Origin of the sequence: Stenotrophomonas sp. YAU14D1_LEIMI4_1 (assembly GCF_003086815.1) — a bacterium.
Taxonomy (GTDB): domain Bacteria; phylum Pseudomonadota; class Gammaproteobacteria; order Xanthomonadales; family Xanthomonadaceae; genus Stenotrophomonas.
In genome coordinates this window covers 2007122-2033252 of record NZ_CP025997.1, presented here as the reverse complement: position 1 = coordinate 2033252, position 26131 = coordinate 2007122, and the positions used below count along the sequence as shown (strand labels likewise).

The window sequence follows — 26131 nt, the reverse complement described above, 5'->3', positions numbered from 1 at the left end:
CATGAGCGCGGTTGCCGACGACATCACTGCCGATTTCATCATCGAAGCACAGGAGATCCTCGATCGCCTGGGCGAACAGCTGGTGTCGCTGGAACAGGCACCGCAGGACAGCGACCAGCTCAATGCCGTGTTCCGCGGCTACCACACGCTGAAAGGCGGCGCCGGCTTCCTCGGCATCACCGCCATGGTCGAGCTGTGCCACGCCGCCGAAGAGGCACTGGGTTCGGCCCGTGCCGGCCAGGCCGTGCTGCAGTCGCACCACTTCGACGCGGCGCAGCAGTCGCTGGACTACCTGCAGTCCATGCTCGACGCCGTTTCATCCGGCACCGAACCAGGCTACGCCCCGCCGGAACTGATCGCCCAGTTCGACGTGCATGGCGGCACCGCACCCGCGGCCAGTGCCAACACGGCGGCGGCGCCGGCCGCCGGCGGCAGTGACCTGATCACCGACGATGAATTCGAAGCCCTGCTGGACCAGTTGCACGGCGGCGGCGCGCCCACGGCCGTGGCCCCGGCGAAGAAGGCCGACGATGGCCTGATCAGCGAAGACGAATTCGAGGCCCTGCTGGACCAGCTGCATGGCGGCGCCGCACCCGGCAGCAAGCCGGTGGCTGCAGCGCCCGCCCCGGCACCGCGCCCAGCGGCGGCACCTGCCGCTGCGCCGGCCAAGCCCGCTGCTGCCAAGCCGCTGGCCGAAGCCGAGCACACCGTGCGCGTGGACACCAAGCGCCTGGACGCCATCGTCAACCTGATCGGCGAACTGGTGCTGTCACGAAACCGCCTGAAGACGCTGCGCACCCGCCTGCGCGATGAAGAGCTGGACCGTGCCGTGTCCACCCTGGATATCGCCACCGCACGCCTGCAGTCGGCGGTCATGCGCACCCGCATGCAGCCGGTCGGCAAGGTGTTCTCGCGCTTCCCCAAGGTGGCCCGCGATGTGGCCCGTTCGCTGAAGAAGGAAGTCGATCTGGAACTGATCGGCGCCGAAACCGAACTGGACCGCAACCTGGTGGAAGCGCTGGCCGATCCGTTGGTGCACCTGGTGCGCAACGCCATCGACCATGGCGTGGAAATGCCGGACCTGCGCGAAGCACAAGGCAAGCCGCGCATGGGCCATGTGCGCCTGTCGGCACAGCAGGAAGGCGACTACGTCAGCATTGAAGTGCAGGACGACGGCGCCGGCATCGACCCGGAAAAGCTGCGCGCCAAGGCACGCGAGAAGGGTCTGATCGATCCGGAAGCCGCCGCCCGCCTGAGCAGCGAGGAATGCCTGCACCTGGTGTTCCTGCCCGGGTTCTCCACCAAGCAGCAGGTCACCGATATTTCCGGCCGTGGCGTGGGCATGGACGTGGTGCAGTCGCGCATCCGCGAACTGAGCGGACAGATCCAGATCCAGTCTGAACTGGGCCGCGGCAGCCGCTTCCTGATCCGCGTACCGCTCACCCTGGCCATCCTGCCGACCCTGCTGGTGCAGGCCGGCGAAGATGTCTACGCCCTGCCGCTGGCCCGCGTGATGGAAGTGCTGCATGCACCGCGCACCTCGCTGGGCTGGTTCGATGGCCGCGCCGTGCTCGACCGCCGCTCGCACACCCTGCCGCTGATCGATCTGCGGCAGTGGCTGGATGTCACCCCGGCCGCCTCCAGCCTGCTGACCATCGTGGTGCTGCAGGCCGGCGAGGCCCGCTTCGGGCTGGTGGTGGACCAGGTGCGCGGCCGCGAAGAAGTGGTGATCAAGCCGCTGCCGAAGGCGCTGCGCGGCCTGCGCGGCTATGCCGGGGCAACGCTGATCGGCGATGGCCGCATGGCCCTGATCCTGGACGTGGACGGGCTGAGATGAACCCGGCCGGGCCCAGCCCGGCACCCCGAAAACTGTGACTACCGTCTGTACACGCGCCACCGGTGTCTCAAGTCCCATTCACACACGCCGATACCGGACCCATGGATAGACTCAGCCTCATTGGACTTTTCCTTGCCCTGGCCTCACTGGTCGGCGGCAGCATCCTGAAGGGCGCCGGCCTGGCCTCGCTGTGGTCGCCGGCTGCCTTCGTGATCGTGATCGTCGGTACCGTGGCGGCCATCCTGCTGCACACCGCGCCGGCCGTGTTCAAGCACGCCTTCAAGATCGTGCGCTGGGTCGTGCGCCCGCCGCACAGCGACCGTCGCGAACTGATCCAGCAGATCGTGGAATGGAGCAACATCGCCCGCCGCCAAGGCCTGCTGGGCCTGGAATCGCAGGTGGAAGCACAGCGCGATCCGTTCCTGCGCAAGGGCCTGCAGCTGCTGGTGGACGGCGTGGAGCCCGAATCGATCCGGCACATGCTGGAAATCGAACTGGGCAGCCAGGAGCACCAGGACCAGGCCGGCGCCAAGGTGTTCGAAGCCATGGGCATCTATGCGCCCACGCTGGGCATCATCGGTGCCGTGCTGGGCCTGATCGCCGTCATGAAGAACCTGGCCGACCCCAGCAAGCTGGGCCACGGCATCGCCGCCGCGTTCACCGCCACCATCTACGGCATCGCCTCGGCCAACCTGCTGTTCCTGCCCATCGCGGCCAAGCTGAAGGGCGTGATCGCCCACAACTCGCGCGACCGCGAGATGGTGATCGAAGGCCTGATCTCGATTGCCCAGGGCGAGAACCCGCGCAACATCGAAACCAACCTTTCCGGCTTCCTGCACTGACATGGCCCGCCGCAAGCACCACGAAGAGCACGCCAACCATGAAGCATGGGCGATCCCCTATGCCGATCTGATGACGTTGCTGCTGGCGTTCTTCGTCGTGATGTACGCCATTTCCTCGGTGAACGAGGGCAAGTACCGCATCATGGCCGATGCGCTTACCGATGCGTTCGGCGGCGCCCCGCGCACCATCAATCCGGTGCAGGTGGGCAACAAGCAGGTGCAGGGCGGCGGCTGGGACAGCCCCTCGGTCATCAAGTCCGGCACCAAGATCGGCCCGTCCGCGCCGGCGCCCTCGCACGACCCCACTCTGCTGCCGTCGATGGCCTCGCAGATGCGCATGCCGGTGTCGGTGCACAACCAGGAACAGATCGCCCGTGCCGAGCGCCAGCTCAACAGCATCGCCGACCGCCTGACCGCCGCACTATCGCCGCTGATCGACCGCGGCATGATCAGCGTGCGCCGCACCGAGCTGTGGATCGAGGTGGAGATCAACAGTGACATCCTGTTCCCCACCGGTTCGGCGGCACTGGACGTGCATGCGCGGCAGACCCTGGCCAGCCTGGCCGAGGTGCTGCGCGATGTGCCCAACAGCGTGCGCGTGGAAGGCCACACCGACAATATTCCGATTGCCACGGCCACCTTCCCGTCCAACTGGGAACTGTCGGCCGGGCGTGCCGCCAGCGTGGTCCACCTGTTCGCCGACCAGGGCGTGCAGCCCTCGCGCCTGGCCATGGTCGGCTACGGTCAGTTCCGCCCGCGCGATGCCAACGACAGCGCACAGGGCCGCAACCGCAACCGCCGGGTGATGGTCATCATCCTGGCTGACACCAGCCACGCGGTGGACCCGCTGGGTGAGCGCCTGAACGCCGCCACTGGCCAGACCGATTCCGCCGCACCTGCGGCCAGCACCGCCGCTGCGGCGACGGCACGCCCCCCTTCCCCCCTTGCACCGGTGCAGTTGCCGCCGGTGTCGGCAGGCAGCCATGTCGGCGCCGCCGTTCCCCCTGCAATGAAGGAGTAATCCGATGCGCATCTGGGCAGTCGCCAACCAGAAGGGCGGTGTCGGCAAGACCACCACCACCCTCGCCCTCGGTCGCGGCCTGGCCGCACTCGGCCACCGGGTCCTGCTGATCGATCTGGATCCGCACGCCTCGCTCACCCGCGCCTTCGGCGTGCCGGTCGAGCCGGCGCCTGCCGGGGTCCTGGAACTGTTCGGCGCACCGCCGGCCGATCTGGCAACGCTCAGCCACCCCAGCCCGATCACCGGCCTGGACTACGTCTGCGCGCAGGCCTCGCTGGCCACGCTGGAACGCCGCAGCGCCAACCAGCCCGGCCTGGGCCTGGCCCTGCAGAACGCGCTGGCCCGCCACCAGGGCCAGCACGATTACATCCTGCTGGACTGCGCGCCCACCCTGGGCCTGCTGATGATCAACGCACTGGCCGCGGCCGATCGCCTGATCATTCCCACCCAGGCCGAACCGCTGGCGCTGCACGGCCTGGACGGCATGGTGCGCACCGGTGAAATGGTCGAGCGCTCGCGCCGCCGCCCGCTGCCGATCTCGATCCTGCCGACCCTGTTCGACCGCCGCACCCGCGCGGGCAACGAATCGCTGCGCAGCATGCAGGACCGCCACATCGGCCGCGTCTGGGAGGACGCCATCCCGCTGGACACCCGCATCAGCAACGCCGCCGGCCTGACCCTGCCCAGCGTGGGCGAGGACTACCCGGGCCGCGGCCTGGCCGCGTACCGGCGCGCCCTGAACTGGATCCTGGGCGAAGACGAGCGCGCACTGGAGCAGGCGGCATGAGCACCACCGGCGTACTGGACGACTATCTGGACGAACTGCTGGGCGAAGCCATCGTGGCGCCGCCGCCGGTTGCCGTCGCCGTGGCCGTGGCCGCTCCCGAACGCGAGCCGACCTGGGACGATCTGCCGGCCGAAGTGATCTACGAAACCGAAGACGCTCCGGCGGCCGTGCAGAGCGACAGCGCAGCGCTGGAGGCCGCCTTCGACGCCGTGGCCGTCGCCGCACCCGAACGCGAGCCGACCTGGGACGACCTGTCGGCCGAAGTAATCTACGAAACCGAAGACGTTCAAGCCGCCGCGCAGAGCGACAGCGCAGCGCTGGAGGCCGCCTTCGACGCCGTGGCCGTCGCCGCGCCCGAACGCGAGCCCACCTGGGACGACCTGCCGGCCGACGTGATCTACGAAACGGAAGACACCGACGGTAGCGCCGGGCCACGCCCGGCGAGCGCCGCGGCGCCTGCACCCGCCGCACCGACCGGCCCCGAGCCCACCTGGGACGACCTGCCGGACGAAGTGATCTACGAAACCGACAGTGCCGACAGCCACGCCCTGGCCCACATCGACAGCCCCGCCCTGCAGGCCGCCTTCGAAGCCGCCGCAGAAGGTGAAACGGTAGCCGTGCCGGCCCCGGCCACAGTGGCGCCAGCGCTTCCGCCCGCCGCGACCGTCGCAGCGGCCCCGGTCGCCCGCACCGCTGTGGCACCGCCGCCGCGCGTGGCAGTGAACGCCCCGGCAGGCGCGCGCCCGTCCAGCTGGCAGGAACTGCAATCGCAGGCCCACCAGCCGGCCAGCAGCCCGCACCCGCAGGCCCGCCGCGCCGGCGAACGTACCTCGCGCTGGCTGCGCCTGCGCTGCGGCGTGCAGGCCTACGCGCTGGAACTGCTGAAAGTGCAGGAAGTGGTGCTTCCCGTGCCCCTGCTGCCCCTGCGCGGCACCGCCGCCGCCATGCTGGGCATCATGAACCTGCGCGGCCAGGTGGTACCGGTGATGGACCTGGGCCTGCACCTGGGCACCACCACCGCCGAAGACGACGCGCAGACGCGTATCGTGGTGCTGGAAGAGAACGGCGAGATCCTGGGCCTGCGGGTATCGGCCGTGGAAGACGTGGCCAACCTCACCGATTCGCAGATTGAACCGCCGGACACCGCGCGTATCTGCCAGATTTCCAACGACCTGTTCCGCGGCGTAGCCCGTATTGGCCAACGGCCGATGATCCTGCTGGACGCGACCCGTTTGTTGGGGTGAATCCCATCCACGCATGGCGTGGATCTACCGAACCTCATCCACGCATGGCGTGGATCTACACGCCGGCATCGCCCGGGGCGATCAACACCCTGATCGCCCGGTAGATCCACGCCATGCGTGGATACCCCTCTCCCCGAAACAATCCTAAAGAACCCCGCCGGTGTGCCGTTATGGATCTCGGAACCGTTTGTCCGGAGCAATCATGAGCACTGTCGAACTGGGTGATGATCTCGGCATCGAGAGCAGCACCGAGCTCAAGAACCGCCTTTCGCCCCTGGTGGCGGAAGCAGGCGAGCTGACCCTGGACGCAAGCCAGGTCGGCCGCATCCACACCGCCAGCGTGCAGGTGCTGTGCGCCTTCGTGCAGGCCCGCCGCGAGGCCGGGCTGGACACCGGCTTCCACGGTTGCACCGCAACCTTCCGTGACGCCGCCCGCCTGTTGGGCGTCACCCAGGCCCTGGGCCTGGACGTACCCCATGACAACCTGAAATCTGTGGAGAACGCTGCATGAGCGCACGTATCTTGGTGGTGGACGATTCGGCGTCGATGCGCCAGATGGTTTCCTTCGCCCTCACCTCGGCCGGTTTTTCCGTCGAAGAAGCCGAAGACGGCGCCGTGGCCCTGGGCCGCGCCAAGGGCCAGCGCTTCAACGCGGTGGTCACCGACGTCAACATGCCGAACATGGATGGCATCAGCCTGATCCGTGAGCTGCGCCAGCTGCCGGACTACAAGTTCACCCCGATGCTGATGCTGACCACCGAATCGGCTGCGGACAAGAAGTCCGAAGGCAAGGCCGCCGGCGCTACCGGCTGGCTGGTCAAGCCGTTCAACCCCGAACAGCTGGTCGCCACCGTACAGAAGGTGCTGGGCTGATCGCCCGGCACTGCTGAACCGCCCCTTCCCCACGTTTCCGGATTACCTCTGCCATGAGCATGGACCTGCAACGCTTCCACGCCACCTTCTTCGAGGAGAGCCGCGAAGGCCTCGACGCCATGGAGGCCGGGCTGCTTGCCCTGGAATCGGGGCAGCAGGATCCGGAAATCATCAATTCGGTGTTCCGTGCCGCCCACTCCATCAAGGGCGGCGCCGGCACCTTCGGCTTCGACACCATTGCCGGTCTGACCCACGTGCTGGAAACACTGCTCGACGAGCTGCGTGCCGGCAAGCGGGCCCTGGAAGCCACGGCCGTGGACGCCATGCTGTCCTCGGTGGACGTGCTGCGTGCACTGCTGCGTGAAGCCGAACATGGCCAGGCCGCCGACCCGGCGTCGGTGGCCGCAGTAAAGGCCCGCCTGGAAGCGGTGCTGTCCGGGCAGGCCGCGGCCAGCGCCCCGGTAGCAGCGGCCGCCCCGGTCGATGACACCCCCGAGGCCTGGCAGATCGGCTTCACTCCGGCGCCGTCGCTGTTCATGAGCGGCAACGATCCGCTGCGCATCATCCGTGAGCTGGAGCACCTGGGCTCGCTGCAGGTGGCCGCACGCATGGACCGCCTGCCGGGCTTTGCCCAGCTGGACCCGCTGGAAGCCCACCTGGCCTGGGACCTGGGCCTGGTCGGCAAGGTGCCGCGCAGCAAGATCGAAGACACGTTCGCCTGGGTACTGGACGACTGCGAACTGGATATCCGTCCGGCCGCACCGCCCAGCCTGGCCACCCAGGCACCGCCGGCACCCGCCCTCACGGCGGCCGCTGCACCTGCAGCCGCACCTGCTGCTGCCGCCGCAGCCACGCCGGCCGCCGCCGAAGCGGAAACCTCCATCCGCGTGAGCGTGGACAAGGTCGATGCCCTCATCAACCTGGTGGGCGAACTGGTCATCACCCAGGCCATGCTCAAGCAGGTATCGCATGCGATTGATCCGGTGCATGCCGAACGTCTTTTCGCCGGCCTGGACCAGCTTGAACGCAATACCCGCGACCTGCAGGAAGCGGTGATCGGCGTGCGCATGCTGCCGGTGGACGCGGTGTTCCGCCGCTTCCCGCGCCTGGTGCGCGACCTGTCCAGCCGCCTGGGCAAGCAGGTGCGCCTGCGCACCATCGGCGAAGGTACCGAGCTGGACAAGGGCCTGATCGAGAAGATTGCCGACCCGCTGGTCCATCTGGTGCGCAACTCCATCGACCACGGCCTGGAAATGCCCGACGTGCGTCGCGGCGCCGGCAAGGACGAGACCGGCACCATCACCCTGGCCGCTTCGCACCAGGGTGGCCACATCGTCATCGAAGTCAGCGACGACGGCCGCGGCCTGAACCGCGACAAGATCCTGGCCAAGGCCCACGAGCGCGGCCTGAGCGTGCCAGACAACCCCACCGATTCGCAGGTCTGGGACCTGATCTTCCAGCCCGGCTTCTCCACCGCCGATGCAGTGACCGACCTGTCCGGACGCGGCGTGGGCATGGACGTGGTCCGCCGCAACATCCAGGCCCTGGGTGGTGAAGTGCAGATCGAAAGCAGCCTGGGCAGCGGCACCCGCACGTTGATCCGCCTGCCGTTGACTCTGGCGATCCTTGACGGCATGACCGTGGCGGTGGCCGGCGAAACGCTGATCCTGCCGCTGGCCTACGTGCTGGAAGCGCTGCAGCCGCAGCCCGAAGACATCCGCAGCATGGCCGGCGAAGGCCGCGTGCTGCGCGTGCGCGGCGAATACCTGCCCATCCTGTCGCTCACCGAGTACTACGGCTACGGCAACCGCCGCGCCAACAGCGAATCGCTGGTGGTGGTGGTGGAAGGCGATGGCCAGAAGATCGCGCTGGAAGTGGACGAACTGGTCGGCCAGCAGCAGGTGGTGGTCAAGAACATCGAGAACAACTACCGCCGCATCGGCGGCGTATCGGGCGCCACCATCCTCGGCGATGGCCGCGTGGCCCTGATCGTGGACATCGGCGGCCTGGTGCGCTCGCTGCGCATGCCGCAGGCCGCCTGACCGCCGCCCACATCGCTGTGCACCACCCAACCGCCGCCCATCTGGGCGGCGGTTCTGTTTGCGGGGCCAGATCCCCGGGGTCAGATCCCTTTTCGCAGAAAAGGGCTCTGACCCCACAAACGTGACACCGATCGCCCCGGCAGTTTCCCCAGCAACCATCCAAATACCCCAAGGCCCCCGCCCCACAAGGCCTGCAGGCCCCCATCCCTACGCTAGCGAATGTGACATCCGTCCATAAAGTCCCCGCACGCAGGGCCGCTATCTCGCTTTGACGGCTTTCACCGAACCCCCACCGGCACGACCGTTCCCTCCTGCAACCACCCCCTACGCCGCCGCACCCGCGCCGGCACCTGCCCATCCGGAGCACCCTGCATGAAGTGGTTCCACGATCTGCCCATCGCCCGCAAGCTGGCGGTGGGGTTCACCCTGACCACCCTGATGACCGTCATCCTGGGCGTGTTCGCCCTGGTGCGCCTGTCCGAGGCCAACGCGCAGCTGCGCGCCATGGCCACCAACGATATTCCGTCCGTGCAGTACCTGGGCGAAGTGCGCTCGCAGCTGGGCGAATTCCGCACGTACGAGCTGGCCCAGCTGAGCATGCTGGACAAGCCGGAAAAGGTCGCCGAGTACAACACGCGCATGGCCGACACCGCCAAGATCGTGCGCGAGCAGTTGGCCGCCTATGCCGCCCTGCCGTCGGGCGAGAAGGAGCGCGCGCTGTACCAGCCGGTGCAGGCCGACGTGGACGCCTACTTCGCCGCCAACACCAAGCTGCGTGACGCCGCCACTGCCGGTGAAGCCGCCCTGGCCCAACAGGTGTCCGACGAGCAGTCGCGCCCGCTGCGCCGCAAGGCCTTCGAAGACATGAAGGCGCTCAGCGCGTATCTCAGCTCGCAGATGCAGGGCAAGATCGACGCCGCCAACGCCACCCACCGCAACAGCCTGATCGCCATCATCAGCTGCATCGTGCTGCTGTCGCTGGTCGCTGCAGCCCTGGCCGTGGTCATCTCGCGTGCCGTCACCGGTCCGCTGGGCAAGGCCGTGCAGGCCATCCAGGCGGTCTCGCGCGGCGACCTGAGCGTAACCACGCAGGCCACCAGCAACGACGAAGCCGGACGCATGCTGGCCGCCACCAGCGAGATGACCGCCATGCTGCGGCGCTTCTCGGAACAGACCCAGCTGATGGCACAGATGCATGCCGGCCCGGATATCAGCCACCGCATTCCGGAAGATTTCCCCGGCGTGTACGGCCAGCTGGCCGGCGGCATCAACACCGTCATCTTCGAACACCTGGATGCCATCCGCGATGCCATCGACGTGCTGAACCAGTACGCCGCCGGCAACCTGACCGAAGATGCGCGCCGCCTGCCGGGCACCCGCGCCTTCCTGCACGAAGCCATGGATGCAGCCAAGTCCAGCCTGCTGGCCATCAACACGCAGATCCAGCAGTTGGCCAGCGCTGCCGCCGCGGGCGATTTCAGCCAGCGTGGCGACGCCGATCGTTTCGCGCATGACTTCCGCGCCATGATCGACAACCTGAACACCATGATGCAGGTGGCCGACGGCAACCTGGGCCAGTTGTCCACCCTGCTGCAGGCCATCGCCGAAGGCGACCTGACCGCACGCATGGACGGCCAGTTCAACGGCGTGTTCGCCCGCATGCGCGACGATGCCAACACCACCGTCGCCCAGCTGACCCAGATCGTCGGCCAGATCCAGGCCAGCACCTCCAGCATCACCCTGGCCGCCGGCGAAATCGCCTCGGGCAACAGCGACCTGTCGCGCCGCACCGAACAGCAGGCTGCCAACCTGGAAGAAACCGCTGCGTCGATGGAGGAACTGACCTCCACCGTGCGCCAGAACGCCGAACACGCCCGCCAGGCCAACCAGCTGGCCATCGGCGCACACGGCGTCGCCTCGCAGGGCGGCGAAGTGGTCGGCCAGGTGGTCACCACCATGTCCGCCATCGAAGCGTCGTCGAAGAAGATCGCCGAGATCATCAGCGTGATCGATGGCATCGCCTTCCAGACCAACATCCTGGCACTGAACGCCGCCGTGGAAGCCGCGCGTGCCGGTGAACAGGGCCGTGGTTTCGCCGTGGTCGCCAGCGAAGTACGCACCCTGGCCCAGCGCTCGGCCGCTGCCGCCAAGGAGATCAAGGGCCTGATCGACGATTCGGTCGGCAAGGTCAACGAAGGCTCGGCGCTGGTGCACCAGGCCGGCGCGACCATGGGCGAGATTGTGGCCTCGGTGCAGCGCGTGACCGACATCATGGCCGAGATTTCCGCCGCTTCGCAGGAACAGAGCGCCGGCATCGAGCAGGTCAACCAGACCGTGGTGCAGATGGACGAAACCACCCAGCAGAATGCTGCGCTGGTGGAAGAAGCCACCGCTGCCGCACGCGCCATGGAAGATCAGGCCGCGCAGCTGGGCGAAGCGGTGGCGCGCTTCCGCCTGGCCACTCCGGGCCTGTCCAGCGCACCGGTCCGTGTCGCGGCGCCAGCGGTGTCCGCGCCGCGCAAGGCGGTCAGCGCACCGGTCGCGGCCGCGCCGCGTGCGCGCAAGGCGGCACCGCAGCCGGCGCTGGCCGGCGACGGTGACTGGCAGGAGTTCTAAGCGCAGGCGCCGGGGATTGCCCGGCGCCTGTGTTGTAGAGCCGAGCCATGCTCGGCTTCCCCGTGGAAAAGGCGCCGGGCCCGTCCCGGCGCCGTGATGCGATCGCCCTTCAGCTTCACGCCGCACCGGCCGCTAACGAAATACGGCCCAACGCGTGCACGCCCATGTCCGCCCGCCCCACCGCCCCTGCGAAACCGGTTCGAGACTGGCGCCCGCTGGCCGGGGTGCTGCTGCTTTCTTTGTGGCTGGGCTGGACCCTGCCCCTGCTGTGGACGCAATCGCGCGCCGCGGCCCCTGAACCCGCCCGCTGGCGTGCCACCGATCTGCTGGCGCAGCTGCCGCATGATCTGGTGGCCGCCAGCGCCCAGCACCCCCTGTTGTTGCGCCTGCCCGACCGCTGCCCCTGCGATGGGCACGATGTACTGCCCAGCGGCAGCGCGGTGCAGACCAGCGCCCTGGCCCTGCCGTTCGATTGGCTGGTCCTGCACCAGCAGCAACTTGTCTATGCCGGCCCCGCCCGGCTCGACCCCGGCTGCGGCGGCGTCGGCCCTGCGGCCGCGCGCCTGGTGAACCATCTGCTGGCACAGCCGCAGGCAGCCGTGATCCTTGCCACCCCATGCACATGCCTCAAGGAGTAGTGCATGCACGCATCCCCTGCCCCCCAGGCAACGCCCGTCCGCGCCGGATCGCTGCCCTTCCTGCGCGCACTGTCCACCACCGCCGACCGCCTGTTCCTGGTCGTCACCGCCGGCCTGGTGCTGGCCTCGCTGGTGCTGGCCCTACGCAGTGGTGCCTGGGCGCCATGGCTGGGGGTCGCGCTGCCAGCACTGCTGGTCACCACGCTGCAGGTCTACTGGCTGCCCGGCACCCGTCTCAGCCGCTGCACCGTGGCCCTGGCCTGGATGGTGCTGTCGGCCACGCTCATCCACCAGACCCACGGGCAGCTGGAAACGCACTTCACGGTGATCGTGCTGATCGCGCTGCTGCTGTACTACCGCGACTGGCTGCCGATCGTGGTGGCCGCCGGCGCCATTGCCGTCCATCACGTGCTGTTCTACGCACTGCAGGTGCAAGGCCTGCCCTACCCGGTGTTTGCGGCCGGCAGCGGGTTGGGCACCCTCGCCCTCCACGCCCTGTACGTAGTGGTTGAAGCCGGCCTGCTCAGCCTGATGGCCGTGCAGATGCGCCGTCAGTTGCTGCTGCTGGGCCACGACCCGCAGCAGCTGGCACAGCTGGCGCGCGGCCTGGCCGAAGACCAGCCGGTGCCCGAGCACCTGCACAACGCCCGTTTCCCGCCGGATTCGCTGGCGGCGGCACTGGTGCAGACCGGTGACCGCCTGCTGCAGCGGCGCGACAGCGAGCAGCAGACCACGCGCGAATCGCTGCGCATCCGCACCGCGCTGGACGATGTCACCACCCACGTGATGATCGCCGACCGCAACCGCAACATCGTGTTCGTGAACCGCCCGCTGCAGCACATGCTGGCCGCGGCCGAAGCGGACCTGCGCCGCGACCTGCCGCAGTTCAACGCCGCCGACCTGATTGGCCGCAGCATTGACATCTTCCATCGCAATCCTGCCCACCAGGCCCGGCTGCTGGACACGCTGACCGGCACCTGGCGCGCGCAGATCCGCGTCGGCGGCCGCAGCATGCGCCTGATCATCAATCCGATCATCGGCGACGACGGCCAGCGCCAGGGCTTCGTGGTGGAATGGGCCGACCGCACCAGCGAACTGCAGGTGGAAGAAGAGCTGGGGCGTATCGTTGAAGCGGCCGCCCAGGGCGACTTCAGCCAGCGCGTGGGCACGGCGGGCAAGGACGGCTTCTTCCTGCAGCTGGCGCAGCGCCTGAACAGCCTGCTGGACGCCAACGCGTACAGCATCGAGCAGATCTCGCAGCTGCTGGCGGCGCTGTCGCGCGGCGATCTGACCGCGCACATGCAGGGCGATTTCCACGGTGTGTACGCCCGCATCCGCGATGATGCCAACACCACCATCGCCCAGCTCACCGCCATCGTCGGCAGCATCCAGACCGCCTCGGGCAGCCTGACCGGTGCCGCCGCCGACCTGGCCCGCGGCAACGACCACCTGGCCGACCGCACCGAACAGCAGGCGGCCAGCCTGGAAGAGACCGCCGCCACGATGGAGGAGCTGACTGCCACCGTGCGCCAGAATGCCGAGCACGCACGCCAGGCCAACCAGCTGGCCAGCGGCGCCGCCGCCGTCGCCCACCAGGGCGGCGACGTGGTGGGCCAGGTGATCAGCACCATGGGCGCGATCCAGGCCGCATCACGAAAGATCGGCGACATCATCTCGGTCATCGATGGCATCGCCTTCCAGACCAACATCCTGGCCCTGAATGCCGCCGTGGAAGCGGCGCGTGCCGGCGAACAGGGCCGTGGCTTTGCGGTGGTGGCCAGCGAGGTGCGTACCCTGGCCCAGCGCTCGGCAGCGGCGGCCAAGGAGATCAAGGGCCTGATCGACGATTCGGTCGGCAAGGTCGACGAAGGCTCCACCCTGGTGCGGCGCGCGGGCGACACCATGGGCGAGATCGTCGCCTCGGTGCAGCGGGTGACCGACATCATGGGCGAGATTTCGGCCGCCTCGCAGGAACAGAGCGCCGGCATCGAACAGGTGAACCAGAGCATCGCGCAGATGGATGCCAACACCCGCCAGAACGCCACGCTGGTGGAGGCCTCGGCGCACGCCACCCAGGGCATGGGTGAGCAGGCCACGGTGCTGGCGCAGGCGGTGGCACGCTTCCATCTGGACAGCGGCCGCCACCTGCGCAGCGTCGAGCGCGGGCCGCGGCCGGTGTCCCGCCTGCCCGGCTGACCACGGCAACGGGTTTGCCGGGCTACATATTTCCGGCGCGCGGCCGATACCCCCAGTAAGCCGCGCGCCAACACGCGCTGGCGCCCGCCCCAGACCCAAGATTCCATGTCCGACGGCCACGACATTGCATTGAGTGACACCCACGCGGCCGACGCCGCCGACGAGCGGTTCCTGGTTCGCAACCCCCGCCAGCTGCGCCAGTTGCTGCGCTCGCTGATCGACCAGCGCTCCCTTATCAACGCCCATATCGACGGGCGCGATCGCTCCTTCCCCACGGCCCTGCTCGACCTCGACGAGGACGAGGACACCCTGCTGCTGGACGGCAGTCCGCAGGAGGCGTCCAACCGCGCCGCCGAACAGGCCGACCACCTGCTGTGCTTCGCCCAGCTGGAACGGGTGCTGGTGCGGTTCCGGCTGCAGGCCCTGGAGCGCGTGGACAACGATGGCCACGTTGCCTTCCGCGCCCACCTGCCCGAGGAGCTGGTGCATCTGCAGCGCCGCGAGCTGTACCGCCTGGAAACCCCCATCACCGACTCGCCGCAGCTGAGCCTGGCCGCCGGTGAAGCCGGCGCCGACGCACTGTCGATGCGCGTGGTGGATATCAGCGGCGGCGGCCTGGCCATCACCGTGCCCAGCGACTGTGCGCTGTTCACCCTGCAGAAACGCTACGCCGCCACCCTGTCCATGCCCGACGGCCCGGACCTGCCTATCAGCCTGGTGGTCTGCAACATGCTGCCGCAGCGCCAGCCCAACGGCATCGAAGTGAAGCGGATCGGCATGCGCTTCGACGACCTGCCGCGCGGCGGCGACAGCGCCATCCAGCGCTACATCTTCCGCATCGACCGCCAGCGCAAGGCGCGCCAGAACGGCGAGCTCTAAGGCGCCCGCCCCGGGGTCGGATCCCTTTCCTCAGGAAAGGGCTCTGACCCCATCCCGCGCGCCCTCCCGGTAGATCCACGCCATGCGTGGATACTGCGGAACCCCACCTAAAGTCCCCCGCCGCGGGGCCGATATCGAGGCTGACACCGGGACTACCGGCCGAACCAGGACCCTCGATGAACGACAAGACCAGCTCCACCGCCAGCGCCGGTGGCGAATTCCTCAGCTTCACCCTCGGCGCCGAGCACTACGGCGTTGACATCCTCAAGGTGCAGGAAATCCGCGGCTACGACGCGGTCACCCGCGTGCCCGACGCGCCGGATTACATCAAGGGCGTGATCAATCTGCGCGGCACCATCGTGCCGGTCATCGACCTGCGCCTGAAGCTGCGCCTGGAGAATGCGCGCTACGACGCCTTCACCGTCATGATCGTGCTGAACGTGGAAGACCGCGTGGTCGGCATCGTGGTGGACAGCGTTTCCGACGTCATTCCGCTGGCCGCAGAGCAGATCCGCCCGACCCCGGAATTTGGCGCCGCGGTGGACACCCGCTTCATTTCCGGCATCGGCACCCAGGACGACCGCATGCTCATCCTGCTGGATATCGAAACCCTGCTCGACAGCGCCGACATGGGCCAGGCGGCCCTGCTGGAAGACGCTGCCGCCTGAGCAGGCGGACTTTTTTCACACTTCGACAAAGGTCCCCTTCAGTTCCCCGTCAGCTTGCCGATAGGGGGACAGAAGCCGGGTGCGCAGGAGCGCATCAGCCCGGATCGACTGTCCACACCATCCCCGGAGAATCACCTCGATGAAGTCCCTGCTTGTGTTCGTTTCGGCTGCTCTGCTGGCCACCACTGCTGCTTCTGCCTTCGCCCAGTCGGCCGACATGATTCCGCCGGAACTGGCCCCACGCCAGGTCGGCAAGGACGGCATGGTCTGCGGCAAGGTGGAAAAGGCCCGCTTCGCCGAAGGTTCCGAAGGCCAGCCGACCTTCCTGTACATGGGCGGCGCCTTCCCGCGCCACACCTTCTCGGCACGCATCGCCGGCGAGAACCGCGGCAAGTTCAACTTCCCGCTGGAATCGCTGGAAGGCAAGACCGTCTGTGTGATCGGCAAGATCCAGCGCGACGCCTCGCGCGCTGAAATCGAAGTCAGCTCGCCGTCCAGCCTGAAGCTGGCCAACATCAAGTAATCCGCTGTCCGTCCTGCCACGCCGGCCACCGGTCGGCGTGGTTGCTGCAAGCGGGCCCGATGCCCGCGCGCGTCTGCCTATGGAGATCGCAACGCCCATGCCGTGGATCAACAACCTGAAACTGATGCCGAAGCTCATGCTGACCTTCGGTGTCCTCCTGCTGGTGATGCTGCTGCAGGGCATCGTCGCCTATCGCGGCCTGCACTCGCTCAACAATGTCACCACCGAGCTGGCGGGCACGCGCATGGAGAGCATCCGCCTGGCCGGCGAGATGCGCGGCATGATCGGCGAAATCCGCAACTCCGAATACCAGCAACTGGTACGCGCCAGCGCCGAAGTGAAGGCCGATGCCCATGCGCGCGTGGCCGAGCTGCGCACCAACCTGGACAAGGCGATCAAGACCTACCCCGGGCTGATCGACAACCCGCAGCAGAAGAAGCTGTTCGAAACGTTCGCCAACGACTGGAAGGACGCGCTGACCTCCTACGACAGCGTGTCTGAAATGCTCGAACTGGACCTGCCGGACGACGCCATCGATACCTTCGTCGGCGAAACCCGCACCAAGCACCGCAAGGCCACCGCCTCGCTGGAAGCGCTGATTGCCGAAGACAACCGTCTGGCCCGCGCCGCCCGCGAAGAGGCATCGAGCACCTATTCGGCCTCGGCCGTGCTGACCGTCGTCGCCCTGCTGGGTGGCGCCGCACTGGGCCTGGTCCTGGTCTGGCTGATTGCCCGTGCCCTGGTGGGCAGCGTGCGCGGTGCCGTCTCCGTCGCCAACGACGTGGCCGGCGGCAAGCTCGACGGCCATATCGATGTCAGCCGCCAGGACGAAGTGGGCGAGCTGATGCAGGCCATGCAGCGCATGCAGCGCGACCTGCGCGAGCGCATCGAGACCGATGCCGCCGTGGCCCGCGAGAACCTGCGTATCCGTACCGCCCTGGATTACAGCTCCACCGGCGTGTACCTGACCGACCCGAACAACACCATCGTCTACAGCAACCGCGCCCTGCAGCAGACCCTGTCGCAGTACCAGGACGAGCTGCGCCGCGACCTGCCCGACTTCGATGCCCAGGCCTCGCTGATCGGCAAGCCGGTGACCGTGCTGGAACACCACGGCGAAATGGACCACACCCTGCTGGCCAACCTGAAGCAGCACGGCGTGGCCCGTCGCCCGATGCAGTACGGCGATGCGCAGTTCGCCCAGGTGGTGTCGACCATCCGCAACGAAGACGGCGACACCGTCGGCTACGTGGTGGAATGGCGCGACCGCACCCAGGAATCGCAGGTGGAAGCCGAAGTGGCGCGCGTGATCGCCCAGGCCGCCGCCGGTGACCTGTCCGGCCGCATCGACGCCGACGGCAAGGAAGGTTTCTTCCTGCAGCTGGCCCAGCAGATCAACGGCCTGCTGGACGCCAACGCCGGCAGCATCGAGCAGATTTCCGGCCTGCTGGCCGCCCTGTCGCAGGGTGACCTGACCGTGCGCATGCACGGCGACTACCAGGGCGTGTTCGCCCGCATGCGTGACGACGCCAACGCCACCGCCGCGCAGCTGAGCGAAATCGTCACCCGCATCAAGCAGTCCAGCCGTGCGATCAATTCGGCCGCAGGCGAAATCGCCGCCGGCAACAGCGACCTGTCGCGCCGTACCGAGCAGCAGGCCGCCAACCTGGAAGAAACCGCTGCGTCGATGGAGGAACTGACCTCCACCGTGCGCCAGAATGCCGAACACGCCCGCCAGGCCAACCAGCTGGCGATCGGCGCACACGGCGTGGCCTCGCAGGGCGGCGAAGTGGTCGGCCAGGTGGTCACCACCATGTCGGCCATCGAAGCCTCGTCGAAGAAGATTGCCGAAATCATCAGCGTCATCGATGGCATCGCCTTCCAGACCAACATCCTGGCGCTGAACGCCGCGGTGGAAGCCGCCCGTGCCGGCGAACAGGGCCGTGGTTTCGCCGTTGTCGCCAGCGAAGTGCGCACCCTGGCCCAGCGCTCGGCCGCTGCCGCCAAGGAGATCAAGGGCCTGATCGACGATTCGGTCGGCAAGGTCAACGACGGCTCGGCCCTGGTCCACAAGGCCGGCGCCACCATGGGCGAGATCGTGGCTTCCGTGCAGCGCGTGACCGACATCATGGCCGAGATCTCCGCCGCTTCGCAGGAACAGAGCGCCGGCATCGAACAGGTCAACCAGACCGTGGTGCAGATGGACGAAACCACCCAGCAGAATGCTGCGCTGGTGGAAGAAGCCACCGCTGCCGCACGTGCCATGGAAGAACAGGCCGGCCACCTGAGCGAGGCCGTGTCGATCTTCGTGCTGGACGAAGCCGAAGCCGTGGCCGCCCCGCGCGCCCCGGCACCGCGTGCAGCAGCACCGGCCGCACCGGTTGCAGCCGCTGCACCGGCCCGTCGCAGCACCGGCGGTCGCCCGATGGCCACCGAACTGGCCGACGGCGACTGGCAGGAGTTCTGATCCCTGCCCGGGGTCGGGTAGCTTTTCCAAAGGAGAAGGGCTCTGACCCCCGCTTTCCCAAGACGCCCTGGCACGTGCCGGGGCGTTTCCGTTTCCGGGGTATCCGGGTCAGCAGCCAACGGCGAAGCCCCTCGGGGTGGACGCGCTTCTGCTGGATTTCATGGGGTGGTCGGGTGGGTGGGCCGCGCAGGGGACGCTGCAAGTACGTCCTTGTAAGCTCGTAGGCGCCATCCATGGCGCCTGCGCCCCTGCGCAACCCACCCACCCGGCCCCGGACAGTTCCCCGCGCGTCCACCCCGGATTGAAGAAAGAAGAGCAGGAGCAACAGCTGCACGCTGCGGGGTCAGAGCCCTTCTCCGCGGGAAAAGGGATCTGACCCCACTCAGCCTGCATCCCGCCCCGGGGTCGGATCCCTTTTCCAAAGGAAAAGGGCTCTGACCCCAGTTCCCCACCCGATAACAACAAACGCTCTTGCCGTCCGCCGACGCGATGCATGAAGAGGCGGGTCGGGGTGGGCAGGCAGGACCGCAGGCGCCATGGGCCCGAGGCATGCCTCGGGCGGGTTGGGCAGGACGCCCAACCCCGGTCTTGCCGTGTGCGCAGGCGCCTACGAGCCCCCATGGATGGGTTTACGGCGTGTCCTGCCTGCCCACCCCGACCCACCTCCCTACAAGCAACAAAACAGCCGACCAACCGCCGTTGCTGTTGCTGTTGCTGTTGCTGTTCCTGTTGCTCCATAGCCTGCCGCAGGCAGCGAGGCAGCCGCCGCTGCAAGGGAACCTGAATGCGCTCATAGCGCCACCCTCAAATCTCCCCGCCCCCGGCCGATAACCGTTCTGTCACGGCCGGCCGCGCCGTCACCGGTACTGGCGCCGCCCGCCCGTCTCGACCTGGTCCCGCTTCATGAACCTCCTGCATCGCTGGCAACACTACTTCAGCAACCTTTCCGTCCGGCGCAAGCTCAACCTGCTCACGCTGATGATCGCGATCGGCGTGATCGCGCTGTCGGTGATCGCCGCCCGCATGCAGTACCTGGACCTGACCGAAACGCGCAAGGACGCCCTGCGCACCCAGGTCGAGCTGACCTACGGCGTACTGGACCACTACAAGCGCCTGGCCGGCACCGGCGAACTGACCGAAGAGGCCGCCAAGGCCGCCGCGCTGCAGGCGCTGGAAGTCATGCGCGCCAACAACGATGCCGACTACTACAACGTGCTGGACACCCAGTACCGCGTGCTGATGCACCCGTTCGCGCCCAAGCGCGTAGGCACCGTGCAGAAGGATTACACCTCCGATGACGGCGTGCCGATCTACTACCTGCAGGTCGGCATGGCCCGCCTCGGCGGCGGCTACACCTACTACCAGACCACCAAGCCCGGCAAGGAAGGCCTGATCGACAAGATCACCTACGCCGGCATGTACGAACCCTGGAAGTGGGTGGTCACCACCGGCGTCTACATGGACGACGTGCAGAGCGACGCCTGGGCCTTCACCCGCATCATGGCGCTGTCCGGTGGCCTGATGGTGCTGATCGTGCTGGGCCTGAGCTGGATCATCGGCAACCGCATCGCCGTACCGCTGAAGCAGGCCACCGCGGTGGCCGAAGGCATCGCGCGCGGCAAGCTGGACAGCCATATCGGCCCGCAGCCGCACGACGAACCGGGCCGCCTGCTCGAATCGATGTCGCGCATGCAGCAGCAGCTGCACGCGGTCATCACCGCCCAGCGCGAAATGGCCCGCCGCCACGATGGCGGTGAACTCAGCTACCGCATCGACGCCGCCGCCTTCCCCGGCGAATACGGCCTGATGGTGCAGGAAACCAACACCCTGGTCGGCAGCCACGTACAGACCCTGCACGATGTGCTGGACGTGGTGCAGCAGTACGCCGTGGGCGACCTCAGCCGCGACGTGGCGCGCTACCCTGGCGAAAAGGCCGCCATGACCAACACCGTCGATACGGTCAAGGCCAACCTGGGCCGCATCAACGCCGAGATCAAGCAGTTGGCCGCCGCCGCCGCCGCCGGTGATTTCAGCCAGCGTGGCGATGCCCAGCGCTTCAATCACGATTTCCGCGTGATGCTGGAAAACCTCAACGCCATGATGGCGGTCAGCGATGACAACCTGGGCAAGCTCTCGGAGCTGCTGTCGGCCATCGCCGAAGGCGACCTGACCACCCGCATGCACGGCGACTACCAGGGCGTGTTCGCCCGCATGCGCGACGATGCCAACAGCACGGTCAGCCAGCTGACCCAGATCGTCGGCCAGATCCAGGCCAGCACCTCCAGCATCACCCTGGCCGCCGGCGAGATCGCCTCGGGCAACAGCGACCTCTCGCGCCGTACCGAACAGCAGGCCGCCAACCTGGAAGAAACCGCCGCGTCGATGGAGGAACTGACCTCCACCGTGCGCCAGAACGCCGAACACGCCCGCCAGGCCAACCAGCTCGCCATCGGCGCGCACGGCGTGGCTTCGCAGGGCGGTGAAGTGGTCGGCCAGGTGGTCACCACCATGTCGGCCATCGAGGCGTCTTCGAAGAAGATCGCCGAAATCATCAGCGTCATCGATGGCATCGCCTTCCAGACCAACATCCTGGCGCTGAACGCTGCGGTGGAAGCGGCACGTGCCGGCGAACAGGGCCGTGGCTTTGCCGTGGTCGCCAGCGAAGTGCGCACCCTCGCCCAGCGCTCGGCTTCCGCCGCCAAGGAGATCAAGGGCCTGATCGACGATTCGGTCGGCAAGGTCAACGAAGGCTCGGCGCTGGTGCACCAGGCCGGCGCGACCATGGGCGAAATCGTGGCTTCCGTGCAGCGCGTGACCGACATCATGGCCGAGATTTCAGCGGCCTCGCAGGAGCAGAGCGCCGGCATCGAGCAGGTCAACCAGACCGTGGTGCAGATGGACGAAACCACCCAGCAGAACGCCGCGCTGGTGGAAGAAGCCACCGCTGCCGCACGCGCCATGGAAGACCAGGCCGCGCAGCTGGCCGATGCGGTGGCCATCTTCCGCCTGGACAACCAGGTGTCGGCGGCGGTGAAGGCCGTGGCCGCCCGCGTCGCCCCGCCCGCACACGCCATCGTGCGCGCCCCGGCCCGCCCGCAGGCCGTGCGCACCGCGGCACCGCGCACGCCTTCCAGCCCGGTCGCTTCCAGCGACGGTGACTGGCAGGAATTCTGATCCCCCGCGGCGGCTTCGGCCGCCGCCCACCCGATGGACACCTCCCCCGTGCAGAGCCCAACCCCCATCGTGACCGGCCCCCGCGAATTCGAGTTCGCCGACCGTGATTTCCGCCGCGTCTGCGACCTGATCTACCAGCGCGTAGGCATCGCCCTGGCTCCCGCCAAGCGGGACATGGTCTACGGGCGCCTGTCGCGGCGCCTGCGCGCACTGGGCATGCGCAGCTTCCAGCAGTACCTGGACCATCTGGAACAGGGCGAGGGCGAGGAATGGCAGGCGTTCACCAACGCGCTCACCACCAACCTGACCTCGTTCTTCCGCGAGCCGCACCACTTCGACAAGCTGCGCGAAGAACTGCAGAAGCGCACCGGCCGCGGTCCGCTGCTGCTGTGGTCGTGCGCGGCATCCACCGGTGAAGAGCCCTACTCCATGGCTATCACCGCGTGCGAGGCCTTCGGTACGCTGAAGCCGCCGGTGCGCATCATCGCCACCGACGTGGACACCCAGGTGCTGGCCACCGCCGGCCGCGGCGTCTACACCATCGACCGCGTGGCCAGCCTGGACCCGGACCTGCGCCGTCGCTACTTCCAGCGTGGCAGTGGCCCCAACGAAGGCCAGTGCCGCGTGTTGCCGGCCCTGCGCGAGCTGATTGAATACCGCCCGCTGAACCTGCTGGCACCGCGCTACGACGTGGGCGGTCCGTTTGACGCATTGTTCTGCCGCAACGTGATGATCTACTTCGACAAGCCGACCCAGCGCGCCATCCTGGGCCGGCTGGTGAACCATCTGGCCGACGATGGCCTGCTCTACACCGGGCATTCGGAAAACTATCTGCACGCGGCCGACCTGATCCAGCCGTGTGGCCGCACGCTGTACCGACGCGCACAGGGAGCCGGCGCATGAATGCATCACTGCGCACCGACGATGTGATGCGCTACCAGGACGCACGCTTCAAGACAGTAGCGGCCAAGCTGCTGCCCACCCAGTACCTGGTGGTGGACGACACCACCGCGCTGACCACCACGCTGGGCTCGTGCGTTGCCGCCTGCCTGCGCGATCCGGTGCTGAAGATCGGCGGCATGAACCACTTCCTGCTGCCCGAAGGCAACGCCGGCGATGGCGCCCCCGCCCGCTATGGCAGCTACGCCATGGAACTGCTGATCAACGACATGCTCAAGCGCGGCGCCCACCGCAAGCGCATCGAAGCGAAGGTGTTCGGCGGCGCCAACGTGCTGAAAGGCTTTACCAGCAACCCGGTCGGCACCCGCAACGCCGAGTTCGTGCGCCAGTACCTGCAGGCCGAACACATTCCGATCATTGCCGAAGACCTGTGCGGCATCCATCCGCGCAAGATCTGGTTCTTCGCCGATACCGGCCGCGTGGTGGTGCAGCGCCTGCCGCACGCGCACGAGGCCGAAGTGGCCGCCACCGAATCGGCCGTGCGTGCCCGCCTGTCCAAGGCCCCGGTCACCGGCGGCGTGGAGCTGTTCGAATGAACGCGCCCGGCAACGCCCCCTGCCGGGTACTGATCGTCGACGACTCTGCCGTGGTCCGGCAGATGCTCACCGAAATCCTGTCCAGCGATCCGGGCATCGATGTGGTCGGCACCGCCGCCGACCCGCTGCTGGCGCGCGAGAAGATCAAGCGCCTGGCCCCGGACGTGATCACCCTGGACGTGGAAATGCCACGCATGGACGGCCTGGCGTTCCTGGAAAACCTGATGCGCCTGCATCCGTTGCCGGTGGTGATGATTTCCTCGCTGACCGAGCGCGGCGCCGACACCACGCTGCAGGCGCTTGCACTGGGCGCGGTGGATTTCGTTTCCAAGCCCAAGCTGGACGTGGCCCGCGGGCTGCAGGGCTACGCCGAGGAGATCATCGGCAAGGTCAAGATGGCCGCGCGTTCGCGGGTGCGACCGCTGGTGCGTGCGGCGGCGCCGAAGGTGCTGCTGGACGCGGCACCGTCGCTGCGCCCGGCCGCACCGCAGTTCCGCACCACCGACCGGCTGATTGCCATCGGCTCCTCGGCCGGCGGCACCGAAGCGCTGCGCGTGGTGCTGGAAGGCATGCCCGCCGACGCCCCGGCGGTGGTGATGACCCAGCACCTGCCGGCCAGCTTCAGCACCGCCTTCGCCGAACGCCTGGACCGCCATTCGGCCATGGCCGTGCGCGAAGCCAGCGATGGCGAAGCCGTGCTGCCGGGCCATGCCTACCTGCCGCCCGGCGGCAAGCACCTGCGCATCATCCGCGACGGTGCCCGATGGCGCTGCCGCATCGACGACGGCCCGGCGGTGAACCGACACAAGCCGGCCGTGGATGTGCTGTTCCGCTCGGTCGCGCAGAGTGCCGGTGGCAATGCCATCGGTGCCATCCTCACCGGCATGGGTGACGATGGCGCGCGCGGCCTGCTGGAAATGCGCCAGGCCGGCGCGCCCACGCTGGTGCAGGACGAGGCCACCAGTGTGGTCTGGGGCATGCCCGGCGCGGCGTTCAAGCTGGGCGCCGCCGAAGAGCAGGTGCCGCTGGAGCGCATCGCCGAGCGCCTGCTGGCCCTGGCCCGCGGCTGACCGCGCAGGCGTCTTCCGCCTCACAATTCAACGTCATCCATAGGCGGCCCGCTCAGGGCCGCCCGTGCTGTTCCACTTTCAAGGAGTTTCACCATGGCATTACGCCTGATTCCACTGCGCGGCGCGCTTGCCGCCGCGTGCCTGCTGCCAACACTCGCCAGCGGCACCGGTCGAACCGACGCCCCGCCAGCGGCACCCACACCTTCCCCCGCAGGCTGGACAGAGCACGTGGCGATCAGCGCCGGCGCCGGCCAGCACATCCACGATCACCACCCGGATGTCGTACTGCGCATCGTCACCCCCGAAGATGGCGAGCGCATCACCGGCGCGGCCAAGACCGGGCAGTTTGTACGCCAGGTCTTCGGCGCCAGCTCCACTACCCGGCTGGATCCCAAGCATCTACGCGGCACCGACGTCCAGGCAGTACCCAGCCCAGCCATGGAACTCATGCCCAGCTTGTTCAATGACTGGCTGCAGCAGTACTTCACCCTGTTCCCCGGTGCGATTCCCCACGGCCGCACGCTGTTGAAGGTGGAGGCGAATGAGTGGGCGCTGGTCTACCAGAAGCTCAAGGCAGGGCAACAGCTCTATCAGCTCAGCCACTTCACCCGCCTGCGCCTGCAGCAACCGGACGGCAGCACGGTGGACGCCGCGTACTGCAACGACCCCGGGCGCGAGGCCACGCTCGAACAATGGCAGGCCAACGACTACGCGCGACTGCGCGCCAGTGCCCGCGAACTGGCCGCCGCCTGCGTGCAGCGCTTTGTCAGCAAGCTGCCACAGTTCTTCCCACAACCGCTACCCACAGCAGGCAGCGGTGACGGCACGGCACGCGTGCGGGTTTTCAACTCGGCAACAGAACGGGTCACCATGCTCGGCGATGCCTACTGCCTGGCCGACGGCAGCCGACGCTTCGATGACCCGCGTTGGCCAGCCGAAAGCAACGCCAATGCGCTGGACAGCGAGGCGGGCAACGTCAGCCTCGGCATCGCAGAAACCGAAACCCTGCGCAGCCTGAAGTCGCCGAAGTATCGCGAATATGCGGTGCAGGCCGGGCAGCCGTTGATCTTCGACGCGGACGTGCGCCACCGCGGCGCGTTCTGCAGCGGCACGCTGGCGGTACAGATCGTGCCGGTTACCGGTGTGGATTACGAAGTGAAGATGGATATCGTCGGCCAGGTCTGCAGGTTGAACGTCCATAGCGTCGATGCCGAAGGTGTCCGGCTCGCAGTGCCAGCCAGGCGCGCGCCGGAGACGTGCACGCGTCCGGACGTGGACTACACCACGCTCACCACGAAGACGCCGCGCGAACCGCTGGACGCCATGGGCGTCTTTCTGTTCACCGACAACGCGTTGCAGGTGCAACCCGCAGACAGGGACAGCCCACCGCTGCAGCTGGCCGACGGTGCTGCCGATGCTGCGCGACTGCAGACGCTGTTGCAGCAGATGCTGGCCACGCCGGGAACCCGTGCCTGCGTGATCGTGCCTGCGCAGGATCACGTCAGCCCATTGAACACGCTGCTGCGCGACTTCGTGCTGCAGCATGGCGCGGCATTGCCTGGCCTGTGGGAGGCCGCCGAGACGGTCAATCAGGCGCGCCACGCAGCCCCGGCAGCACCGCTGGATCTGCAGGCCGCCGTGCAGCACTGCCAGACCCTGCCCCGCCTGGATTTCCGCGTGCAGTAACCCATCGCCTGCGACGGTAGCGCTGGCCCGGGGCTGACCGGACCACAGCGCCCCCTCGACAGCACCTCGTTC

Annotated in this window: 20 protein-coding genes; all 20 read left to right on the top strand. The window is 68.0% G+C overall.

Annotated features, from left to right (window positions below; translation table 11 throughout):
• Nucleotide 1: 1 nt before the first annotated feature.
• The 20 genes from C1932_RS09365 (at nt 2) to C1932_RS09270 (ending at nt 26059) form a co-directional block, all read left to right on the top strand.
• Nucleotides 2-1837 carry a chemotaxis protein CheA gene (locus C1932_RS09365; protein ID WP_108761939.1) on the top strand — a complete coding sequence of 612 codons (1836 nt, stop codon included), beginning with the start codon at nt 2-4 and terminating at the stop codon, nt 1835-1837.
• Nucleotides 1838-1938: 101 nt separating this feature from the next.
• A complete protein-coding gene (locus C1932_RS09360) occupies nt 1939-2679 on the top strand; it encodes a flagellar motor protein (protein WP_108749544.1) in 741 nt (246 codons plus the stop codon).
• Between the two features lies 1 nt (nt 2680).
• Nucleotides 2681-3700, top strand: coding sequence for a flagellar motor protein MotD (gene motD, locus C1932_RS09355; RefSeq protein WP_108761938.1), 1020 nt, complete (start codon nt 2681-2683; stop codon nt 3698-3700).
• A gap of 4 nt (nt 3701-3704) precedes the next feature.
• Entirely contained in the window at nt 3705-4487 is a 783-nt protein-coding gene (locus C1932_RS09350; RefSeq protein WP_108761937.1) for a ParA family protein, read from the top strand.
• On the top strand, nt 4484-5731 hold the full coding sequence (locus tag C1932_RS09345; protein WP_108761936.1) for a chemotaxis protein CheW: 1248 nt from the start codon (nt 4484-4486) through the stop codon (nt 5729-5731). The genes C1932_RS09350 and C1932_RS09345 overlap by 4 nt, the downstream gene beginning before the upstream one ends.
• A gap of 202 nt (nt 5732-5933) precedes the next feature.
• Nucleotides 5934-6242, top strand: a complete 309-nt coding sequence (locus C1932_RS09340; RefSeq protein WP_108749540.1) for an STAS domain-containing protein — start codon at nt 5934-5936, stop codon at nt 6240-6242.
• The gene (locus C1932_RS09335) at nt 6239-6604 is read left to right on the top strand and encodes a response regulator (RefSeq protein ID WP_038688521.1); all 366 of its coding nucleotides are present in this window, start codon (nt 6239-6241) and stop codon (nt 6602-6604) included. The genes C1932_RS09340 and C1932_RS09335 overlap by 4 nt, the downstream gene beginning before the upstream one ends.
• Nucleotides 6605-6657: 53 nt before the next feature.
• Entirely contained in the window at nt 6658-8646 is a 1989-nt protein-coding gene (locus tag C1932_RS09330) for a chemotaxis protein CheA (protein ID WP_108761935.1), read from the top strand.
• Nucleotides 8647-9018: 372 nt separating this feature from the next.
• Nucleotides 9019-11262: a methyl-accepting chemotaxis protein gene (locus C1932_RS09325; RefSeq protein ID WP_108761934.1), complete on the top strand. Its 2244-nt coding sequence runs from the start codon at nt 9019-9021 to the stop codon at nt 11260-11262.
• Nucleotides 11263-11309: 47 nt separating this feature from the next.
• Nucleotides 11310-11900, top strand: a complete 591-nt coding sequence (locus C1932_RS09320; protein WP_159094517.1) for a hypothetical protein — start codon at nt 11310-11312, stop codon at nt 11898-11900.
• Between the two features lie 3 nt (nt 11901-11903).
• On the top strand, nt 11904-14096 hold the full coding sequence (locus C1932_RS09315; protein WP_108761932.1) for a methyl-accepting chemotaxis protein: 2193 nt from the start codon (nt 11904-11906) through the stop codon (nt 14094-14096).
• A 105-nt stretch (nt 14097-14201) separates the two neighbouring features.
• Complete coding sequence (locus C1932_RS09310; protein ID WP_108753014.1) at nt 14202-14975, top strand: flagellar brake protein; 774 nt, start codon at nt 14202-14204, stop codon at nt 14973-14975.
• Between the two features lie 176 nt (nt 14976-15151).
• Nucleotides 15152-15643, top strand: coding sequence for a chemotaxis protein CheW (locus C1932_RS09305; protein ID WP_108749534.1), 492 nt, complete (start codon nt 15152-15154; stop codon nt 15641-15643).
• Between the two features lie 217 nt (nt 15644-15860).
• The gene (locus C1932_RS09300) at nt 15861-16166 is read left to right on the top strand and encodes a hypothetical protein (protein ID WP_234412378.1); all 306 of its coding nucleotides are present in this window, start codon (nt 15861-15863) and stop codon (nt 16164-16166) included.
• A gap of 97 nt (nt 16167-16263) precedes the next feature.
• Entirely contained in the window at nt 16264-18633 is a 2370-nt protein-coding gene (locus C1932_RS09295; protein ID WP_108763407.1) for a methyl-accepting chemotaxis protein, read from the top strand.
• Between the two features lie 903 nt (nt 18634-19536).
• Nucleotides 19537-21807, top strand: a complete 2271-nt coding sequence (locus tag C1932_RS09290) for a methyl-accepting chemotaxis protein (RefSeq protein WP_108761931.1) — start codon at nt 19537-19539, stop codon at nt 21805-21807.
• A 33-nt stretch (nt 21808-21840) separates the two neighbouring features.
• Complete coding sequence (locus C1932_RS09285) at nt 21841-22710, top strand: CheR family methyltransferase (RefSeq protein WP_108761930.1); 870 nt, start codon at nt 21841-21843, stop codon at nt 22708-22710.
• The gene (gene cheD / locus C1932_RS09280) at nt 22707-23303 is read left to right on the top strand and encodes a chemoreceptor glutamine deamidase CheD (RefSeq protein WP_079221788.1); all 597 of its coding nucleotides are present in this window, start codon (nt 22707-22709) and stop codon (nt 23301-23303) included. Before C1932_RS09285 ends, cheD begins: the two co-directional genes overlap by 4 nt.
• Complete coding sequence (locus C1932_RS09275; protein ID WP_108753011.1) at nt 23300-24373, top strand: chemotaxis response regulator protein-glutamate methylesterase; 1074 nt, start codon at nt 23300-23302, stop codon at nt 24371-24373. Before cheD ends, C1932_RS09275 begins: the two co-directional genes overlap by 4 nt.
• A gap of 93 nt (nt 24374-24466) precedes the next feature.
• Nucleotides 24467-26059 carry a hypothetical protein gene (locus C1932_RS09270; protein ID WP_159094516.1) on the top strand — a complete coding sequence of 531 codons (1593 nt, stop codon included), beginning with the start codon at nt 24467-24469 and terminating at the stop codon, nt 26057-26059.
• The last annotated feature ends 72 nt before the right edge of the window (nt 26060-26131 follow it).

What these genes read in the sequence shown, in the direction of transcription:
- C1932_RS09290 (WP_108761931.1), top strand. Translation starts at nt 19,537, where the DNA reads ATGAACCTCCTGCATCGCTGGCAACACTACTTCAGCAACCTTTCCGTC.
- C1932_RS09360 (WP_108749544.1), top strand. Translation starts at nt 1,939, where the DNA reads ATGGATAGACTCAGCCTCATTGGACTTTTCCTTGCCCTGGCCTCACTG.
- C1932_RS09325 (WP_108761934.1), top strand. Translation starts at nt 9,019, where the DNA reads ATGAAGTGGTTCCACGATCTGCCCATCGCCCGCAAGCTGGCGGTGGGG.
- C1932_RS09305 (WP_108749534.1), top strand. Translation starts at nt 15,152, where the DNA reads ATGAACGACAAGACCAGCTCCACCGCCAGCGCCGGTGGCGAATTCCTC.
- motD (WP_108761938.1), top strand. Translation starts at nt 2,681, where the DNA reads ATGGCCCGCCGCAAGCACCACGAAGAGCACGCCAACCATGAAGCATGG.
- C1932_RS09365 (WP_108761939.1), top strand. Translation starts at nt 2, where the DNA reads ATGAGCGCGGTTGCCGACGACATCACTGCCGATTTCATCATCGAAGCA.
- cheD (WP_079221788.1), top strand. Translation starts at nt 22,707, where the DNA reads ATGAATGCATCACTGCGCACCGACGATGTGATGCGCTACCAGGACGCA.
- C1932_RS09300 (WP_234412378.1), top strand. Translation starts at nt 15,861, where the DNA reads ATGATTCCGCCGGAACTGGCCCCACGCCAGGTCGGCAAGGACGGCATG.
- C1932_RS09345 (WP_108761936.1), top strand. Translation starts at nt 4,484, where the DNA reads ATGAGCACCACCGGCGTACTGGACGACTATCTGGACGAACTGCTGGGC.
- C1932_RS09285 (WP_108761930.1), top strand. Translation starts at nt 21,841, where the DNA reads ATGGACACCTCCCCCGTGCAGAGCCCAACCCCCATCGTGACCGGCCCC.
- C1932_RS09275 (WP_108753011.1), top strand. Translation starts at nt 23,300, where the DNA reads ATGAACGCGCCCGGCAACGCCCCCTGCCGGGTACTGATCGTCGACGAC.
- C1932_RS09295 (WP_108763407.1), top strand. Translation starts at nt 16,264, where the DNA reads ATGCCGTGGATCAACAACCTGAAACTGATGCCGAAGCTCATGCTGACC.
- C1932_RS09330 (WP_108761935.1), top strand. Translation starts at nt 6,658, where the DNA reads ATGAGCATGGACCTGCAACGCTTCCACGCCACCTTCTTCGAGGAGAGC.
- C1932_RS09310 (WP_108753014.1), top strand. Translation starts at nt 14,202, where the DNA reads ATGTCCGACGGCCACGACATTGCATTGAGTGACACCCACGCGGCCGAC.
- C1932_RS09315 (WP_108761932.1), top strand. Translation starts at nt 11,904, where the DNA reads ATGCACGCATCCCCTGCCCCCCAGGCAACGCCCGTCCGCGCCGGATCG.
- C1932_RS09320 (WP_159094517.1), top strand. Translation starts at nt 11,310, where the DNA reads ATGCTCGGCTTCCCCGTGGAAAAGGCGCCGGGCCCGTCCCGGCGCCGT.
- C1932_RS09335 (WP_038688521.1), top strand. Translation starts at nt 6,239, where the DNA reads ATGAGCGCACGTATCTTGGTGGTGGACGATTCGGCGTCGATGCGCCAG.
- C1932_RS09270 (WP_159094516.1), top strand. Translation starts at nt 24,467, where the DNA reads ATGGCATTACGCCTGATTCCACTGCGCGGCGCGCTTGCCGCCGCGTGC.
- C1932_RS09350 (WP_108761937.1), top strand. Translation starts at nt 3,705, where the DNA reads ATGCGCATCTGGGCAGTCGCCAACCAGAAGGGCGGTGTCGGCAAGACC.
- C1932_RS09340 (WP_108749540.1), top strand. Translation starts at nt 5,934, where the DNA reads ATGAGCACTGTCGAACTGGGTGATGATCTCGGCATCGAGAGCAGCACC.